Origin of the sequence: Apibacter sp. B3919 (assembly GCF_026537405.1) — a bacterium.
Classification (GTDB): Bacteria; Bacteroidota; Bacteroidia; order Flavobacteriales; family Weeksellaceae; genus Apibacter.
The window spans coordinates 102,058-121,122 of sequence record NZ_JAFNMG010000006.1 but is presented as its reverse complement, the minus strand read 5'-3'; the positions used below and the strand labels follow the sequence as shown (position 1 = coordinate 121,122).

The following is a 19,065-nucleotide window of genomic DNA, read 5'->3' as shown; positions in this document are numbered from 1 at the left end:
TAAAGACAGAATAAACTAGTAAGCAAACAACTATTCATATTCATTACCAATTTAAACACCATAAATAAAATTTAACTTAATTAAGTGTTAAAAGAATCTAAATAAAAATGAAATTCTTATTTTTGAGAAAGATTACTATATCATAATACATAAAGATGATTATTTAAAATTTCCCATGAAAAAAATAGCAGTAACAGCAGCCCTACTATTCACGCTCTTATCCCATTCACAAAATTATCCTAAAAATTTTGCATCCCCTTTAACTATACCTATTTATTTATCTGCTAATTATGGAGAACTACGAAAAAACCATTTTCATTCCGGTTTGGATATGAAAACCCAACAGAGAACAGGATTATCTGTGTTGGCTTCTCAAGATGGTTATATTTCTAGAATTAATATTTCACCCTATGGATACGGTAAAGCAATTTATATAGATCATCCCAATGGATACACAACGGTATATGGTCATTTAAGCGAATTGAAAGGAGCCATTGAAGAAAGAGCACGTAAAGAACAATATAAAAATAAAAGTTTTACTGTTGATTTTTATTTGAAACCGGGAGAACTTCCAATAAAAAAAGGAGAAATTATCGCACTTTCAGGAAACACCGGTGGATCCGGGGGACCTCATTTACATTTTGAAGTTAGAGATACCAAAACAGAAGAAATATTAAATCCGTTTTTATTCAGATACGATGTTAAAGATCAAATAAAACCTTTATTAAGAGACACATGGATTTATCCTGTAAAAGGACAGGTAAACGGCAGTAGTTCTAAAATTATAACATCTGAAGGTGGAAGTTATACCGTATCAGGAGAAATTGGTTTCGGTGTAAAAGCATACGATCAACAGAGCGGATCTCAAAATTTAAACGGAGTTTATTTTATTAAAACTTGGGTTAACGGTCAAATTCTATCCATATTTCAAGCGGATAAGCATTCTTTTAGTGAAACCCGTTCTATTAATGCTTCCGTGGATTATCCCGAATTATTGGCTAACAACAGTTGGATATATCGCACTTATTTATTACCGGGTAATTCTTTGCAGATGTATGAACAAAAGGTTAATCGAGGAATTTTAAAAGTAGAAGCAGGTAAAACGTATCAAGTTAAAATAGAAGTGGGAGACTATGCCGGTAATGTTACCGCACGAAGTTTCACCATGAATGGTATTGCTTATAAAAATACAAATGATGGGGAAAAAATAAAATTAGGAAATGAACTTTTAAACGTAAATTTTAAAAATCCATATTCATTTAAACAGGATGGATTGTTTGTAAACTTTGAAAAAGGATCTTTTTATGAAGATTTCATTTTTAATTATAAAAAAATCGGAAGTAATCAATATCAAGTGCATCAATCATCAGTTCCTATTCACAAAAAATATGAAATCACCATAACACCCGATTGGAGCAATTTGGATAAATCTAAAGCAGATAAATATGTTATTATCAGAGAATCAAATTACGGTCCATTAAAAAAAGAATATTTAGATACCTCTTATGAAAACGGAAAATATAAAGCAACTCCTAAAGATTTTGGAAAATTCTATCTGGCACTAGATGAATCAATACCTACTATTAGCTGTCCGATGCTCACAAAATCAAAAAAAATAGGAAATAAATTATCATTTAAAATTAAAGACACAGGATCGGGAGTTAAAACCTATGATGTTTTTATCGATGGAAAATGGGTACTTGCTGAATATGAATATAAGCAAAACAGCCTATTTATTTCTAACTTAGAAAAAGAAGGAATTCGATCAGGTAAGCATCAAGTTGAGGTAATAGTTACCGATAAAGTAAATAATAAAAAAATATATACGAGCGACTTTGAAAAATTATAAAATTCTAACATTTCTAGTCTTATGGACGATCTCCTATAGTGTATGGGGGCAGACCATAACTATTTCGGGTAAAATACAAGATAATCACGGTAAGCCAATATCCGAAGCTAAGATTTATGCAAATCCGGAACCATTTTCCATATCTGATAGAAATGGAAATTATGGATTACAAATACCTTCCCATACTACTATAACTTTAACCGTTGAACATAAGGGGTATTTATCAGATACAAAAACTTTTATAACGTCTGATCAAGATATCAAGATTGATTTTAATCTTATACCCGATAAAGAAAAAGAAATTCCTGAAGTTGTGTTTAAAGGAACTCGAAAAAAAACGGCTGATATAACTATGCAGCAGATTGATGTACACAATCTTGATAATACACCTACTCTTTCCGGAGGAGTAGAAGAAATTTTAAATACGGTTTTTGTAAGTACGGCCAGTGAGTTAAGTTCACTTTATAGAGTTAGAGGTGGAAATTACGATGAAAATTTAGTCTATATAAATGGAGTAGAAATATATAAGCCCTTAACCGTGCGAAGCGGACAACAAGAAGGAATGAGCATCATTAATCCGGATATGGTTTCTTCCATTAATTTTTCTGCCGGAGGATTTGAGTCTCGATACGGAGATAAAATGTCGAGCGTGTTGGATATTCAATACAGGAAACCTCGAAAATTTGAATCTAGTCTGGAAGCAAGTTTATTAGGGGGCGGAGCAACTGTTGGGTATGCAGACAAAAAAAATAAATTTTCGGGAATTGTAGGTGCAAGATATAGAAATACGGATCTCATTTTAAATACTTTTGATGGAGATACGGATTTCAACCCGCAATATTTTGATGTACAAAGTTATCTTCAGTATACCTGGACTTCTCAATGGAAATTGTCATTTTTAGGAAATTATGCTTCCAATGATTATACAATGGAACCCAAAAATAGAGAAGTAGAATTTGGAACTTTACAACAGCCTATCAAGCTAAATGTTGCCTATAATGGGAATGAAAAAGATAAATATCGAACGGCTAACGGGACGGTCTCTTTAGAATTTAAACCTTCAAATAAACTAGCCTTTAATTTAGATGGATATGCTTTTCATTCTAAAGAACAGGAATATTTTGATATTTCAGCCGGATATAGGTTACAAGAAGCAGATCAGGATACAGGCGATTTCTTGCCTTCCTTCAATTCAGGAGGACAAATAAATCACGGGAGAAATAATTTGGATATGTTGGTATTAGGTACACAATTGAAGGCTAAATATAATTTAAACGTAAATTCAGCATTTGAAGCGGGTTTTCAATATCAACATGAAGATATAAGAAACCTTAAAAACGAATGGCAGCTCATTGATTCGGCAGGATATGTCATACCAAGACCTTTAGTACCGCCGGGAAATTTAGATGAATCCGATTTGATTTTAATAAATCATATCTCAGCTAATAATAAGTTAAAATCCAATCGAGTTAATGGATACTTGCAATATTCAACTAAATTCATGTGGAATACCACTCGTGTATTAATTAATGGAGGAGTTCGAGCAACCCATTGGGATTTTAATGGAGAAACCAATGTGAGTCCTCGAGCACAAATTGCTTTAAAGCCGGATTGGAAGATAGATATGCTTTTTCGTCTTGCTACGGGTTTCTACTATCAACCCCCTTTTTATAAAGAAGCTTTACGGTTAGACGGTACACTTAATGATAAAATTAAATCGCAACGTTCCATACATTTTATTTTAGGTAATGACTTTGAGTTTAAAATGCTCAACAAACATCCATTTAAATTAACAACAGAAATTTATTACAAGAAATTAGATGATTTAATACCCTATTTTGTAGATAATGTCAGGATAATTTATACCGGAGAAAATAATTCCAAAGGGTATGCCTATGGAATAGATGCCCGATTGAATGGTGAATTTGTAGAGGGTGCCGAATCGTGGTTATCGGTTTCTTACGGTAAAACCGAAGAGAATATTGACGGAAGAGGTTATATACCGCGTCCGACAGATCCGAGATTTAAAATTGGATTATTTTTTCAGGATTATATGAAGAAATATCCTCGATTTAAAGCCAATGTAAATTTAGTCTATGCATCCGGTCTTCCCAACGGAGCCCCTTTATATTCAGATCCGTATAACTATCAAACCACCTTATCGGATTATAAACGAGCCGATGTTGGCTTGACTTATGTTTTTGTGGATCAAAAAAAGAATAAAGCTCGTATCGGTACCGCTTGGGATAAGTTTAAGGAGTTATCGTTGGGGTTAGAAATATTTAATGTTTTTGATGTTAGAAATACGGTCAGTAATGATTGGATCAGAGATGTCAATTCAACTTCTTATTATGCTGTGCCTAATAAACTTACAGGAAGGTTTTTTAATGTAAAATTAAATGTAAAATTATAGCCTAGAATCTCCTAATCAGGAAACGTATGATCTGTTGCTATTTTAGGTATTAAGTTAAACAAGTTATAATGTTGAATTATTATTATACGATTATTGATATAAAATATATATATTTGGAATTAAGTATTTAAATTTTAATCAGATGGAAAGTAAACATACATATAAAAAAATAAATTCAGATATAGAAATAGCTCGTTCCATAAAACTGAAACCTATATCCGAAATAGCTGAAAACATAAATATTCCTGAAAAAGAAATAATACCCTTTGGAAAATATATAGCAAAAGTTCCCCTTGAGCTGGAATCCAAAGAGAAAATAAACAAATCCAATTTAATTTTAGTAACTTCCATAACGCCAACTAAAGCAGGAATAGGAAAAACAACAGTATCCATAGGTTTGGCTTTAGGGCTCAATAAAATTGGTAAGAAAGCAATAGTTGCTTTAAGAGAACCTTCTTTAGGACCTTGTTTTGGCATGAAAGGAGGAGCTGCAGGAGGAGGATATGCACAAGTGCTGCCCATGGAAAATATCAATCTTCATTTTACCGGTGATTTTCATGCTATAACCTCAGCTCATAATATGATCACGGCATTATTGGATAATTATAATTATCAAAACAGAGGCACTACGGAGGTATTAAAAGAAGTCGTTTGGAAGAGAGTATTAGATGTTAATGATCGAAATCTACGCAATATAGTTTCCGGATTGGGAGGAAATGCTAACGGCGTAATTCAAGAATCGGGATTTGATATAACCCCTGCTTCGGAAATTATGGCTATACTATGCTTGGCAACGGATATAGATGATTTACGAAGAAGGATTGAAAATATTTTACTAGGCTACAAAACAGATGGTAGCATTTTTACTGTAAAAGATTTGGGTGTTGCAGGAGCTATTACGGTTTTATTAAAGGATGCCCTACTTCCTAACTTAGTACAAACCACTGAAAATACAGCCGCTTTTGTTCATGGAGGCCCTTTTGCCAATATAGCTCATGGGTGCAATTCCGTACTGGCAACAAAACTGGCTATGAGTCATGGAGAATATGTAATTACAGAAGCGGGTTTTGGTGCTGATTTAGGTGCTGAAAAATTTTATGATATAAAGTGCAGAAAATCAGGGTTAGAACCTAAACTCACAGTTCTTGTGGCAACGGCTCAAGGATTGAAAATGCACGGAGGAGTTCCTATATCTCATATAAAGGAAGAAAATGTTGACGGAATCGCTCAAGGGCTTCAAAATTTGGAAAAGCATATCGATAATATTAAATCATACGGGCAAACCGTATTAGTTGCTTTTAATAAATATTCAAATGATACAGAGAAAGAAATATCTTTAGTAAAAGAATTTTGTCAAAAAAGAGGGGTTGGTTTTGCAATTAATAATGCATTTACAGAGGGCGGAAAAGGAGCAGTAGACCTGGCAGAATTAGTAGTAGAAACGATAGAAAATAGTCCTTCCGAAAAATTGAAATTTGTATATAAAGATGAGGATTCAATTAAAGTAAAAATTGAAAAAGTAGCAAAAAAAATATACGGAGCTTCATCGGTAAGTTTTAGTAAACAAGCATCTCAAAAAATAAAAAAATTGGAAGATAGTAATATGAGTAAATTTCCCGTTTGCATCGCAAAAACTCAATTTTCATTTTCTGCAAATCCTACGGCTTACGGAGTAACTAAAGACTTTGATTTAGAAATTAGGGATTTGGTAATAAACCGAGGAGCGGAATTTATAGTAGTAATTGCAGGAGATATTATGCGTATGCCCGGTTTGCCAAAAAATCCTGCAGCCATGCATATAAATTTGGTTAATGGCTTAGTAGAAGGTTTAAGTTAAAAATACAATCATCCAAAAAATTAAATAAAAATAAAACGGAACAAAGAGGTGTGTCTTAGAGGGCATACTTTAAATATTTTGACATATAAAATAATTTTTATTTTTAATTATCATTAAACGAATGATGAATATAAACCAACTGTTCTCAGAAAAAAGAACAGGTATACAATATAAATCTACGGATAAACATACAGACGCAAGAAGTGAGTATCAAAGAGATTTTGATCGGGTTATATTTTCAACCTCTTTCAGAAGATTGCAAAATAAAACACAAGTTTTTCCATTGCCGGGAAGCGTCTTTGTACATAATCGGTTGACGCATTCATTAGAAGTAGCTTCAGTGGGCAGATCTCTAGGAAGCGATATTGGAAACTTTATAGCAACAGCCTATGCTTCGGAGTTAACAGAACAAAATAAAGAATTATATAGGCATAGTCTTTACAACGTAATTTCAACAGCTTGTTTATGTCATGATATTGGTAATCCTGCATTTGGACATTCCGGAGAAGATGCAATTGCCAGTTATTTCCAACGAAATGCTTCTCAATTAAAAGATAAATTTTCAGCATTAGAATGGAGCGATTTTTTAAATTTTGAGGGAAATGCTAATGCCATACGTATCTTGACACAAAAACAAAACGGTAAGTCCGAAGGAGGAGCTATGCTTACGTATTCAACTTTAGCGTCGATTGCTAAATATCCCTGTGAATCCATAGCAAAAGATAAAAATGTAATAGAAAGAAAAAAATTTGGTTTTTTTCAATCCGAAAAAAACACGTTTAAAGACATAGCCCACGAAACGTCTATGATTTTGGTACAAGAAAATCCCTTGTGTTATCATAGACATCCCTTTGTTTGGATTGTAGAGGCTGCCGATGATATTTGCTATAACATTATTGATTTGGAAGATGCCCAACGATTAGGATTTATAAATGCTCAAATATGTGAAGAACTTTTGCAGCAAATTATTGAAGAAATACACGGTAATAATAAATGGAGCAGAGTGAAGAAAAAATTGGATAGTATTGAAGATAAAAACGATCGTATTTCTTTTCTGCGTGCTGTATCAATCGGTGCATTAATTTCCAGATCAGTGGAATTGTATAAAAAATACTTTGAAGAAATTATAAAAGGTACTTTGCAAACTTCCATATATGACCTAATTCAGCAGGAATGCAAAGCAATTCAAACAATCAAAGAATTTTCCAAAACCCATATATATAATCATCGATCGGTAGTTGAAATTGAAAATGCAGGATATAATGTGATGTATGAATTACTGGATCATTTTATACCGTCAATTTTAAAATCAGAAAAAGAACGTTTAGGATATGAAAAAAGAGCGGTTCAACTCATCCCTAAACAGTTTCTATTCGAAGACAAAGAAGATTATGAAAAAGTTTTGGGTATTATTGATTTTGTATCGGGAATGACCGATAATTACGCTACAGATTTATACAGAAAAATTAAGGGAATTGATATAGGCATGACTTTGTAACTCGATATTTAAGCAAAATTTAGGTTTAATTCAAAGTGAAGTTTATCGAAGAGTAAATATAGAAGAAGAAAAAAGCCTTATTTTTGTATACGTATTATATACAGTACAAAGGATACTATGCAGATATCAGAAGATACGTTAAAAGAATTAGAATTTCAGAAGATTATTGATGAAATAATACCCTTTTGTTATTCAGAAAAGTCAAAGGATTTAGTTGCTAAGCTCAAACCTCTTAAAAAAGAAAAAATTAAAGAAAGTCTTCACTGTGTCAATGAATATTTAGGAAGCTTTTCTAATGAAAATTATATTCCGTTCAGGGAATATGATGATATTGAAACTGAATTAAAAATGCTTCTTATAGAAAATTTTACATTAGAATCAAGATCCTTTCATAAAATTAGAAATTTATCTCAATTAGTGAATTCACTAATTGTTCATTTTGAAAAATTTAAAGATTATTTTCCTACTCTACATAAAAATCTCTCACATATTGAATATACCAAAGAGATTATTTTAATGGTAAATAAAATATTTAATCGTTTTGGTGAAGTTAAGAATGATGCAACCGTTACCCTGCAAAATATAAGAGAGCATATCCAGATAGTCAGGAAAACTATACAGGAAAATTTTGATAAGACAGTCACCCATTTTTCTCAAACAGGAGTTTTAGATGAAATCAGGGAAAGTGTTATTGATGACCAACGAGTGTTAGCAGTAAAATCTTCTTTTAAAAAATCAGTCAAAGGCAGAGTATTAGGTTTTTCTAAAACCGGTTCGATCTGTTTTATCCTACCGGAATCTGTAATTCAACCCAATGTACGATTAATGGAATTAATCAATCAGGAAAAAAAGGAAATAGAAAAAATTCTTTTTAACCTGACTCAACAAATGGTTGAATTTTACCCGTTATTAGAGAAATATCAACACTATATATATAAATTGGATGTAATACAGGCTAAAGCTCGATATGCGGAAGCTTTAGATGCAGTATTGCCTGAAATTACTGATCAAGCGGAAGTTCATCTGATCAATGCTTATCATCCAATCCTTTTTCTTACAAATAAAAAAGAGAAAAAAACAACGATTCCACAGACACTTACCCTGGACAAAAACATTCGGATTATATGTATTTCAGGTCCAAATGCCGGAGGTAAAAGTATTACACTGAAAACAGTTGGATTGTTGCAGCTCATGATACAAAGTGGTATTTTAATTCCGGTGCATCCTAAATCTAAGGTAGGATTTTTTAATAAAATACTTACCGATATAGGAGATAATCAATCGATTGAAAATCAGTTAAGTACTTATAGTTCTCGATTAAGGAAAATGCAACAAATCATTAAACAAGCCGATGCACATACCTTATTATTGATTGATGAATTTGGAACCGGATCTGATCCTGAATTAGGGGGTGCATTGGCAGAAGCATTTTTGGAATATTTTTATCATAAAAAATCATTCGGTATTATTACGACTCATTATACCAATATCAAATTGAAGATAGAAGAATTAAATCATACCAAAAATGCGTCTATGTTATTCAACGAGAAAACTTTGCAACCTATATATAAGTTGGAAGTAGGACAGGTGGGAAGTTCATTTACATTTGAAGTGGCAGAAAAAAATAAAATACCTAAAGAAATTATTCAGATTGCCAAGCAAAAAATTGAAAAAGATAAGGTTAATTTAGATAAAACTATAGTACGTTTACAGCAGGAAAAATATCAAGTTGAAAAATTAAAAGGCGATTTAAATAAGCAAATTGATCATTCAGAAGAGAAGAAAAAACAATTGACCGATACGATCAATAATTATAAACAAAAACTGATTAATTTTCAGAAGTTGTATGATGAAGAAACTAAGTTAAATCAACTGGGTCAAAAATTTGAAAAATATATAGACGCATATTCAAGTGGTAAGAAAAAAAGAGACATTATAAAAGACTTTACTAAAATACTGGAACAAGAAAAATATAAAAAAACACAAGTTACTGAAGTTGAAAAAATTCAAACTAAGAAGCAACGAAACAAAGTTAAGACCGAGTTAAAAAAAGAAGAAATAAAAAAGCAATTAGAAGAAACAAAGGCTGAAGAAGTACGAACAACTGCAGATAGAGCAAAAAAATGGATGAAAGAAGGGAAAAGAGTTCGAATCAAAGGCAGCTCCAGTGTTGCTACCATAGATAAAATTGAAGGAGAAACCGCATTTCTAAATTACGGACTGTTTACAACTAAAATTTCAGTTTATGAAATTGAAAAAGTATAATATTAATTTTTATAAAAATTAATGTAAGTAACCTAGAAATATCTATCCGAAATTTTAAATAAATTTTCTTTTATTTTCAGGAGTAGGAACCATGCAGCTATCTTTTTTTCCGAATAAATGATATCTATATTTGGATACTAAAGAATAAATCCAATCTCTTATAAAAGATGGGATCAATAGAAAAACAGATAAGAGATTATAGGGAAAACCAAGATTCTGTGCTATTTTTAAAGCAGCTGTACTTTTAGTATAATACGCTACCTCGGGTTCATATAAAATTATTGATTTAAAATCGGAAGAATCAAGATTTCTTTCCTTTAAAAAATTTTGTCCATATTCGGATTGTAGAGAGGAAAATTTAAATTGATTATGTTTATCTCTTTTAATAATAAATTGAACCGTAGAATTGCAAAGATTACAAACGCCGTCAAATAAAACAATGTATGTTTTCATAAACGATGAGTATGGTTTTGCAAAATTAAAACTTCATATTCCGGCATTAACTTTATAATAAATTTTTTACAATAAGATTGAAGTTGAGGGAAAAAATCAAGAAAATGCCTTTCAATTTTTTTTTCTTGTAAATATATCTCCTTAATTGAATTACCCATATCAGCAATGCTTTGATTAAATTTGGATTTTTTGGTTAGATGATGCAGCGTCCATTCAATACCTTCATAAGTACTGTATTTTTCAAACCAATCATCTTCAATTAAAGATTTTAAAATGGTATCTAATTTTTTCGGAAACAAAAGTTCCGTACTTTGAACTAAATCATAACATGAATTTTTGAAATGCTCAAAATCCTCTTCATAAAAAAGATGCCAATTTTTTATTAAGAAATAATCATAGATAACATCGGTGATTATAGGGGCAAATTTTCCATACGATTTATGGAAAATACTAGTTGTTTCTTTAACAATAGGATGAGAATCCGTAAATGAATCGATATGCCGATGTAAAAGAATGCCGGTAGCTATAGACTGAGGATAATTTTGATAATCTTTACCCCGAACAACTTCACCCAACACATTACCTAATTGTATATCAGGAATTTGATACGATAGCAATTGATGGGCTACAATGTTCATTTAATATTATCAATTATTCTTTATGGTTTTTATTAATAAATAGGTTTTAAATAATGCCGGGATTTTTATATTTAATTGTGTTATCCCTAAGTAAAATTGAGTATTTTTCCTGCATTTCTTGTTTAATGGAAGGATTCAATTTTAGTGCCATTTTTAAAAATTTTTCACTCTTTTCATAATTCTTCAATAAGAAATAGCAGTTGCTTAGTTGATAGTAGAGTTCTGCTCTATGAAAATTCTTAAAACTTTTATGCAATAGTAATGCGGCCTTACTATAATCCCCCAAACTGATGAGTAATTCGGAAAAAGCCAACCAATTATAGAAATGATTGGGTTCAAGCTCAATAATTATTTCAAACGAATCAGAAGCTTCTTCATATTTTCCAAGCTGAATGTTGAGGTAAGCATATTTTTTCCAATAATTAACCTCTTTAGATTCTATATCCAGAGCTTTTTTTATGTAGTGAAGAGCTTCTTCATTATTACCTAAAGAATCATAGATGTCAGAGATTTCATACCAAGCTTTGTCAAATTGAGGATCTTCTTTTACTGCTTTTTGAAAAGAGGTAAGCGCTTGTATAGGTTTACGAAGCTTATTATAAGCCTGTCCAATCTTAAAAAGAGTAAAAGCAGCCGTATCGTCAAAATCTAAAGACTCGTTATAAACACTTATCGCTTTTTCCCATTGGTTTAATTTTTCATAACAAAAGGCTTTTTGAGTATATCCGGCAATGCTCTTAGGGTTAATTATAACTGTATAATCAAAAGCAAATAAAGCTTTATCATACCAATTCTGATTTAAGTATTGTAATCCCAATTGAAACCAAGCTTCATCGGAATAAGGATTTACATCAATGTATTGATTTAAAAAAGTTATACATTCTCTATGCTGATGTAAAATATCGTAACAATGTATGCAAGAAAATAAGGAATACTCATCGTTTTTGTTATATTCTAATGCTTTTTTAAATGAATTTAAAGCAAACGTGGGCTCCTTAATTTCAAGATATTCATGGCCTAAACAATTATAAATATAATCTTCATCTTCTTCATTTTTTAATGCCGCCTTATAGAAATCAATAGATTTATAAGGAAAATTACGCAAAGACCAATATTTTGCAGTAGCAATTAAGTAATCAGTATCAGCAAAACATAATTCCTTTAATTCTTCGATTAAATCGAAAGCATTATGTAAATCTTCGATTTTAACAAAATATTCGAGCTGTTTAATTTTAATATCAATATTGTTTGGGTATAGAGAAAATGCAATATCAAGAGCTTTAATAGCATATTCAAAATCATAAATCTCCAAGTAGAAAGAAATAATTTCGCAAAACTCATCCGCTTCAAAATAAACGGATTTATTTTCTTCCAACATTTCTTCGAACATATTTACCAGCTCATTGTCAAAAAAATCTTCCACTTAGTTTTTACTTTATTTTTAAATTTATGTAAATATAATTAAAAAAAAAGTATTATAACTATTTGAAATAATTTATTATTCACAAGTATTAAACAAAATTTAAATAATTTAATATAAAAATTCGATTTCTTTGATTCTAAATTTCATAATCCCCTTATTTTCAATTCTAACCTCTAAAAGTCCGTCTTCTTCAACTTTTTGAATAATTCCGTTTTTAATGGATCCGCCTATTTTAAAAGCAAGTACTTTTCCTTTACCAAACAGATATTCATTATAATTGGAAAGAAGATACAAGGGATCATCAAGTAAATGGAAATTATTTTCAAAATCTTTCATTAAACCATGTACTAGATCCGTTAAATTATAATTTTGAGAAGAAAAAGAAAGTAAGGATGAAGCATGAGGAATTCCCGTGAATTCTTTTTGAAGAACATTGATGCCAATTCCTACAATAAACGTGTTTCCTGATTTTTCAATTAAAATACCACAGACTTTTTTTTTATTTATTAAAATATCATTAGGCCATTTAATTAAGGCATCAGTTTTTGTGATTTTTTTTATGAATAAACATACCCGAATAGCTACCCAAAAACTAAGAAAATTATTAGGAATGGAAGGGGTGGTAAGACAAAATGTCAGAGCAATATTTTTACCGGGTTCGAACATCCATTGATGGCCATTAACGCCTCTTCCTTTCGTTTGATTAAAAGAAAATACACCGTGGAAATTAGTTGAATATTGCTTTATATTTTCTCTGACAAAATCGTTAGTAGAACCAATTTTATCAAAATATTCTAATGGCATAAGATTTGACAAATACAATTAAATGATAAAATTATTAAATTATAATTAATATAAGTGATAAATTGATTATTTTTGCATAAATTCATTACATTTTATAAAAGACACATTATACTAGAAATAGATTAGATGACTGATACACAGATCGAAAAAAAAGAATTATTAGAAAATATTATAAAAGGGATAGAAGAAGTTAAAGGATACGATATAACTATTTTGAACTTTACCAAATTAGAAAATACAATTACTGATTATTTTGTCATATGCACGGGGGGAACTAATACTCAAGTTTCCGCAATTTCCAATTCTGTGGAAAGATTCGTAAGAAAAAATACTAAAGACAAACCTTGGCATATTGAAGGAGTTGATAATCAACAATGGGTTTTAATGGATTACGTGTCTATAGTTGTTCATATTTTTCAACCCGAATACAGAGAATATTATGATTTAGAAAATTTATGGGGTGATGTGGAAATAACCAGAATTCCTAATCCGGACAAATAAGATCTTATAAATATACATAATCCGATAATTATAAAAAATCAGACTTAATTTTGGAAACAAATAATAAAAATAATAAAAAGAAAAAAGATAACAAACCATTTTCGTTTAATTGGTTTTACGGTATACTTATCATATTTGCTATACTACTAGTATCTCAAGAATTTTTAAATTCCGGAAAAGACGTAAAAATAGATTCTGCTAAATTTTTCAGCTACTTAGAAAAAGGTTACGTTAAAAATGTAGTATTTGTTAATGGCTCTTCTGAGGTAAAAGTATATTTGACACAGGAAGCAATGAAGAATCCTGAAGTTTATAACATGGACAATCAAGGATTCAGTCCATTTAAACAACTTTCAGATTCTCCACAATTCTCATTCATAGCAGGAGATAAACAACTTTTTGAAAAAAGATTCAACGAAGATAAAGCAAATTACAATTTAAATACCAACTTAGAATTTGAAAACCCTAGTCAATGGGGAGATGTATTTATTCAATTATTATTACCAATTCTTTTCTTTGCACTAATATGGTTTTTCTTATTTCGTAAGATGGCCGGAGGAAGTGCCGGAGGAGGGGGCCAAATCTTTAATATCGGTCGCTCCAAAGCAAAACTTTTTGATGAAAACGATAATGTTCGAGTTACATTTAAAGATGTAGCAGGATTAGAAGGAGCAAAAGAAGAAGTAGAAGAAATAGTTGATTTTTTAAAAAATCCTCAAAAATATACCAAATTAGGAGGTAAAATACCTAAAGGTGCTTTATTAGTAGGGCCTCCGGGAACCGGTAAAACTTTATTAGCCAAAGCGGTAGCCGGAGAAGCTAAAGTTCCCTTTTTCTCTTTATCAGGTTCAGACTTTGTCGAAATGTTTGTGGGGGTAGGGGCTTCCAGGGTAAGAGATTTGTTCAGACAAGCTAAGGAAAAATCACCATCAATTATATTTATAGATGAAATTGATGCTATCGGTAGAGCCAGGGGTAAAAACAATATTACCGGATCTAACGATGAAAGAGAAAACACGTTAAATCAGTTGCTAACAGAAATGGATGGTTTTGGAACAAATACCAGCGTTATCGTTTTGGCAGCAACCAACCGAGCAGATATATTAGACAAGGCATTAATGCGTCCGGGCCGTTTTGACAGATCCATTTATGTTGATTTACCGGATTTAAATGAAAGAAAAGAGATTTTTCAAGTTCATTTGAAACCTTTAAAATTAGATGAAGATCTAGATGTCGATTTCTTGGCTAAACAAACTCCCGGATTTAGTGGAGCAGATATTGCCAATGTTTGTAACGAAGCGGCGTTAATAGCAGCACGTAAAGGAAAAGAAAGTGTAGGAAAGCAAGATTTCTTAGATTCTGTGGATAGAATTATCGGAGGTTTAGAAAAAAAGAATAAAGTAATTAAGCCTCATGAGAAAAAGAGAGTTGCTTTTCACGAAGCAGGACATGCTACCATCAGCTGGATGGTTGAACATGCAGCTCCTTTATTAAAAGTAACTATTGTTCCAAGAGGACGCTCATTAGGAGCAGCTTGGTATCTTCCTGAAGAAAGACAGTTAACAACCACAGAACAAATGTTAGATGAAATATGTGCTACTTTAGGGGGAAGAGCTGCAGAAGAGGTGATATTTAATAATATATCAACCGGAGCTTTGTCCGATTTAGAGCGCGTAACAAAGCAAGCCAATGCGATGGTAACCATTTACGGATTGAGCGATCAAATAGGGAATATTTCTTATTATGATAGCTCAGGCAACGAATATGGTTTTACAAAGCCTTACTCAGAAGTTACTGCTGAAACTATTGACAAAGAAATATCAAAGATCATTGAATCGCAATATAAAAGAGCTGTTCAGATCTTATCAGATAACAAAGATAAATTAACTAGATTAGCTAATAAATTATTAGAAAAAGAAGTAATATTTAAAGAAGATTTAGAAGAAATTTTCGGTAAAAGAAAATTTGATGAAGAAACTTTTTCAGAAGAAATAAATGAGGAAAGCCTTAAAGAAAATGATCAAAATAGTGAATCAAAATCCGAATAATGGCAAGTATTTTGATAAATTCTAAACAACATATAAAATAAAAAGATTTTTATATATTTGATTTGATAATAATTTTGATTTTTAAGTGCTAAAAAGTGAATGGGATTTCTTAACAAAATATTTGGAAAAAAAAACAAAGAAGAAACTACTAATCTGGATTTTTACAATGAAGGAGAAGAAGAGGATGTAGCATTTGCTAGGAAATTTAAAGCAGGAGGAGGGATGTTCTTTTACTGTGAAAATCAGGAAGAATCTTTACATTATTTACAAGAAATACTTATGAATGAAGATATTAGTGAAGTCCTGTGTGTGGAACCTAAACTAATATCTATGATTAATCAATTAGATTGCAATTATTCAACACAAAGTACAGGCGATCAAGATATTGCCCTTATTAATTGTGAGTACTTAGTAGCTTTGGATGGTTCAATAATGATTTCTTCTGATCAAACCTATCACTTAAAAAAAACGGATTTACCCAAAAAAATTATTGTTTGGGCTACACCGGGTCAAATCATCTCTTCCTCAAGTGTAGGATTAGCTAAGATAAGATATGCTAAAAAGAATAATATTCCTTCCAATATTACTTCAATACATGGCAATCAAGTACAAGGATTTAGTAGTATATCTACAGCTAAAAAACTATATTTACTTTTAGTTGAAGAATAATTTTTAAAACTGGTGAAAACAATATTTGTCCGTGCCTTATCAGGTCTTGTCTATGTGCTGCTTATTTTTTTATGCACCACTCATTTTCTATCCGACATACTTTATATTTACTTTGACTTAAAAATAAATTCCTCCTATTTATTATATGCTTTGCTTACTTTATTTTTATTAGGGTGCAGTTTTGAAACAGTAAAGCTTTTAAAGTATTCAAATTTCATATATAAACTTTTAACCTTTGTCTTAATAGGTGTTGTATATTATACTTTCTCTCAAAATTTTTTTAACAGCAGTTTTAGTTTACGGTTACTCTATTGGAGATATATTCTTATTTTAGTTTTATTTTGCCTATCCATTATAACTCTATTTTATTTTTCTGATGAGCTCTATACGGACAGTGCAAAACTCATATTCACAACAGCATATTTAAGTATACCTTTTGGATTGAGTCTGGCTATACCGCGGAGTACCAATCCTTTAACTCCCGAAATATTTTATGTCTTTTTATTACTTTGGATAAGTGACAGCTTTGCTTATCTAATAGGCAGTAAATTCGGTAAACGGAAACTAGCTCCCAAGATTTCACCCAACAAATCCGTTGAAGGATTAATCGGAGGAATTTTGTCTACTATAATAGCAGGATTAGTTATCGAATATCTGGAGCCGGGTTTACGTGGTAATTGGATTGTAATAAGTATAATTATAGCTATATTTGCACCAATAGGTGATCTGGCCGAATCTAAGCTGAAAAGAAAATTTAAAGTTAAAGATTCCGGAAATTTAATTCCCGGACATGGCGGAGTATTGGATCGATTAGATAGTTTTATCTTTTGCATCCCTGCTATATTTGCCTATTATTTAATAAATACTATTGTATGAGGTTACACAAAGAAGGTAAAACCATTATAGGTATTAGTTTAATAGTAAGCATACTAATAAGTATCCTTTCCATTTATTTTCTTAACTATTGGGGACTTATAATAGCGGTGCCAGTTCTGGTATTATCATTTTTTATTGTTTGGTTTTTCAGAAATCCGATAAGAAGCTATGATGCAAAGGCAAATGAAATTATTGCACCTGTAGATGGAAAGGTGGTAATTGTGAAAGAAGTTTATGAAAAAGAATTTCTTAAAACCAATTGCATCCAAGTATCTATTTTTATGTCACCTTTAAATGTACACGTTTGCAGATATCCGGTAAGCGGAAAAGTTATATTTAAGAAATACCATCCGGGTAAATTTTTAGTTGCTTGGCATGAAAAATCTTCAGAATTAAACGAACGAACTACAGTTGCTGTTGAAACGGAACAAAAACAAAAAATTCTTTTTAGACAAATTGCAGGAGCAATGGCTCGAAGAATAGTAATTTATTCTCAAATAGGAGATACAGCTCAAGCAGGTAAAGATTTTGGCTTTATAAAATTCGGCTCTAGAATGGATGTGTTTCTTCCTTTAGGAACTGAAATTTTAGTTAAAGTAGGAGATATTATACCTGATGGAGGAGAACGGGTAATTGCCAGATTAAAAGGGTAGTACTACTTACTAATCTTCTTACTTAATTTTTCATAAGCGAATTTCCTTACAATATTTTTATAAGTCTATTTTATCATATAGTTAAGTAATACAATTATACAATAATAATTAAATTATTTTTATCCAAATTACTATTACTAAATAAAAAAATATTTGATTAAGAAATCAGATAAAAACAATTGATATAATACCGATCATTTAGAAGTTAATTTTTACATTTGTATCACTTTTAAAATTAAAAATATGGCTAATATATTGGACGGTATCAAATTATCTAAGCAAATAAAACAAGAAATTAAAGAAGAAGTAATCCAATATGTAAACCAAGGGCATCGTCAACCTCACTTATTAGCTGTTCTTGTGGGCGAAAATGCTGCAAGTGTAACCTATGTAAACAATAAAATTAAAGATTGTCAAGCAGTAGGATTTAAATCTTCCTTATTAAAACTTAAGAGTACTGTAACAGAAGATGAATTACTTGAGGAAGTAAAAAAACTTAATGAAACGGAAGGATTGGACGGATTTATTGTTCAATTACCTCTTCCCAAACATATAAATCAAGAAAAAATTATAACGGCTATAAATCCCGATAAAGACGTTGATGGTTTTCATCCCGTAAATTTTGGAAAAATGGCCTTAGAAATTGAAAGTTTTTTACCCGCAACTCCTTACGGAATTATGGAAATGCTGTCCAGATATAACATTCCAACTGAGGGCAAAGAAGTGGTTGTCATTGGCAGAAGCAGGATTGTAGGGCGTCCGATGAGTATTCTTCTAAGCCGAAAAGGAAATCCCGGGGATGCGACGGTTACTTTAGTACATTCTAAAACCATAGATATACCTAAACATACTAGAAATGCAGATATTATTATAACCGCTTTAGGAGTTCCCCACTTTTTAAAAGCAGACATGATTAAACAAGGAGCGGTAATTGTTGATGTTGGAATTACTAAAGTTGAGGATTCCACACATGAAAAAGGGTACTATTTAGCCGGAGATGTTGATTTTGAAGAAGTATCAAAAAAAGCATCTTGGATAACTCCGGTTCCCGGAGGTGTAGGGCCTATGACCAGAGCCATGCTCTTGAAAAATACCCTATATGCTTACAGCAAAGAAATAAATAATAAAAATATATAAA

General features: G+C 31.2%; 15 protein-coding genes. 11 read left to right on the top strand and 4 right to left on the bottom strand.

Annotation, left to right across the window (positions count from 1 at the left end):
- The first annotated feature begins 175 nt into the window (after window positions 1-175).
- The 5 genes from J3U20_RS09730 (at window position 176) to J3U20_RS09710 (ending at window position 9,862) form a co-directional block, all read left to right on the top strand.
- Window positions 176-1,849 carry a M23 family metallopeptidase gene (locus tag J3U20_RS09730; protein ID WP_160543013.1) on the top strand — a complete coding sequence of 558 codons (1,674 nt, stop codon included), beginning with the start codon at window positions 176-178 and terminating at the stop codon, window positions 1,847-1,849.
- A complete protein-coding gene (locus J3U20_RS09725; protein WP_255448192.1) occupies window positions 1,836-4,262 on the top strand; it encodes a TonB-dependent receptor in 2,427 nt (808 codons plus the stop codon). The genes J3U20_RS09730 and J3U20_RS09725 overlap by 14 nt, the downstream gene beginning before the upstream one ends.
- A 169-nt stretch (window positions 4,263-4,431) precedes the next feature.
- The gene (locus tag J3U20_RS09720; protein WP_160543087.1) at window positions 4,432-6,099 is read left to right on the top strand and encodes a formate--tetrahydrofolate ligase; all 1,668 of its coding nucleotides are present in this window, start codon (window positions 4,432-4,434) and stop codon (window positions 6,097-6,099) included.
- A gap of 124 nt (window positions 6,100-6,223) precedes the next feature.
- Window positions 6,224-7,597 carry a dGTP triphosphohydrolase gene (dgt, locus tag J3U20_RS09715; RefSeq protein ID WP_160543088.1) on the top strand — a complete coding sequence of 458 codons (1,374 nt, stop codon included), beginning with the start codon at window positions 6,224-6,226 and terminating at the stop codon, window positions 7,595-7,597.
- A gap of 117 nt (window positions 7,598-7,714) precedes the next feature.
- On the top strand, window positions 7,715-9,862 hold the full coding sequence (locus J3U20_RS09710) for an endonuclease MutS2 (RefSeq protein ID WP_160543014.1): 2,148 nt from the start codon (window positions 7,715-7,717) through the stop codon (window positions 9,860-9,862).
- A 54-nt stretch (window positions 9,863-9,916) separates the two neighbouring features.
- Here the strand turns inward: J3U20_RS09710 and J3U20_RS09705 are convergent, their stop codons facing one another.
- The 4 genes from J3U20_RS09705 to J3U20_RS09690 form a co-directional block, all read right to left on the bottom strand.
- A complete protein-coding gene (locus J3U20_RS09705; RefSeq protein WP_160543015.1) occupies window positions 9,917-10,315 on the bottom strand; it encodes a thiol-disulfide oxidoreductase DCC family protein in 399 nt (132 codons plus the stop codon).
- Window positions 10,312-10,953 carry an ACP phosphodiesterase gene (locus J3U20_RS09700; protein ID WP_160543016.1) on the bottom strand — a complete coding sequence of 214 codons (642 nt, stop codon included), beginning with the start codon at window positions 10,951-10,953 and terminating at the stop codon, window positions 10,312-10,314. Before J3U20_RS09700 ends, J3U20_RS09705 begins: the two co-directional genes overlap by 4 nt.
- Window positions 10,954-10,999: 46 nt before the next feature.
- Window positions 11,000-12,376 (bottom strand): tetratricopeptide repeat protein, encoded by a 1,377-nt coding sequence (locus J3U20_RS09695; RefSeq protein WP_160543017.1) that lies wholly within the window; start codon window positions 12,374-12,376, stop codon window positions 11,000-11,002.
- A gap of 108 nt (window positions 12,377-12,484) precedes the next feature.
- Window positions 12,485-13,180 carry a biotin--[acetyl-CoA-carboxylase] ligase gene (locus tag J3U20_RS09690; RefSeq protein WP_160543018.1) on the bottom strand — a complete coding sequence of 232 codons (696 nt, stop codon included), beginning with the start codon at window positions 13,178-13,180 and terminating at the stop codon, window positions 12,485-12,487.
- Between the two features lie 126 nt (window positions 13,181-13,306).
- On the opposite strand from J3U20_RS09690, the gene rsfS reads away from it, so the two are divergent.
- The 6 genes from rsfS (at window position 13,307) to J3U20_RS09660 (ending at window position 19,064) form a co-directional block, all read left to right on the top strand.
- Window positions 13,307-13,681, top strand: coding sequence for a ribosome silencing factor (gene rsfS / locus J3U20_RS09685; RefSeq protein WP_105296916.1), 375 nt, complete (start codon window positions 13,307-13,309; stop codon window positions 13,679-13,681).
- A 50-nt stretch (window positions 13,682-13,731) separates the two neighbouring features.
- Window positions 13,732-15,729, top strand: coding sequence for an ATP-dependent zinc metalloprotease FtsH (gene ftsH, locus J3U20_RS09680; protein ID WP_185149857.1), 1,998 nt, complete (start codon window positions 13,732-13,734; stop codon window positions 15,727-15,729).
- 99 nt (window positions 15,730-15,828) lie between these two features.
- Window positions 15,829-16,398: a hypothetical protein gene (locus J3U20_RS09675; RefSeq protein ID WP_160543019.1), complete on the top strand. Its 570-nt coding sequence runs from the start codon at window positions 15,829-15,831 to the stop codon at window positions 16,396-16,398.
- A 12-nt stretch (window positions 16,399-16,410) separates the two neighbouring features.
- Window positions 16,411-17,274, top strand: coding sequence for a phosphatidate cytidylyltransferase (locus J3U20_RS09670; RefSeq protein WP_160543020.1), 864 nt, complete (start codon window positions 16,411-16,413; stop codon window positions 17,272-17,274).
- Window positions 17,271-17,927, top strand: coding sequence for a phosphatidylserine decarboxylase family protein (locus J3U20_RS09665; protein WP_160543021.1), 657 nt, complete (start codon window positions 17,271-17,273; stop codon window positions 17,925-17,927). The genes J3U20_RS09670 and J3U20_RS09665 overlap by 4 nt, the downstream gene beginning before the upstream one ends.
- A 243-nt stretch (window positions 17,928-18,170) precedes the next feature.
- On the top strand, window positions 18,171-19,064 hold the full coding sequence (locus tag J3U20_RS09660; RefSeq protein ID WP_160543022.1) for a bifunctional 5,10-methylenetetrahydrofolate dehydrogenase/5,10-methenyltetrahydrofolate cyclohydrolase: 894 nt from the start codon (window positions 18,171-18,173) through the stop codon (window positions 19,062-19,064).
- Window position 19,065 lies beyond the last annotated feature (1 nt).

Bases quoted from the DNA above. Each gene is read 5' to 3' on its own strand.
- J3U20_RS09710 (WP_160543014.1), top strand. From the start codon at position 7,715: ATGCAGATATCAGAAGATACGTTAAAAGAATTAGAATTTCAGAAGATT.
- rsfS (WP_105296916.1), top strand. From the start codon at position 13,307: ATGACTGATACACAGATCGAAAAAAAAGAATTATTAGAAAATATTATA.
- J3U20_RS09700 (WP_160543016.1), bottom strand. From the start codon at position 10,953: ATGAACATTGTAGCCCATCAATTGCTATCGTATCAAATTCCTGATATA.
- J3U20_RS09665 (WP_160543021.1), top strand. From the start codon at position 17,271: ATGAGGTTACACAAAGAAGGTAAAACCATTATAGGTATTAGTTTAATA.
- J3U20_RS09660 (WP_160543022.1), top strand. From the start codon at position 18,171: ATGGCTAATATATTGGACGGTATCAAATTATCTAAGCAAATAAAACAA.
- J3U20_RS09730 (WP_160543013.1), top strand. From the start codon at position 176: ATGAAAAAAATAGCAGTAACAGCAGCCCTACTATTCACGCTCTTATCC.
- dgt (WP_160543088.1), top strand. From the start codon at position 6,224: ATGAATATAAACCAACTGTTCTCAGAAAAAAGAACAGGTATACAATAT.
- J3U20_RS09675 (WP_160543019.1), top strand. From the start codon at position 15,829: ATGGGATTTCTTAACAAAATATTTGGAAAAAAAAACAAAGAAGAAACT.
- J3U20_RS09690 (WP_160543018.1), bottom strand. From the start codon at position 13,180: ATGCCATTAGAATATTTTGATAAAATTGGTTCTACTAACGATTTTGTC.
- J3U20_RS09705 (WP_160543015.1), bottom strand. From the start codon at position 10,315: ATGAAAACATACATTGTTTTATTTGACGGCGTTTGTAATCTTTGCAAT.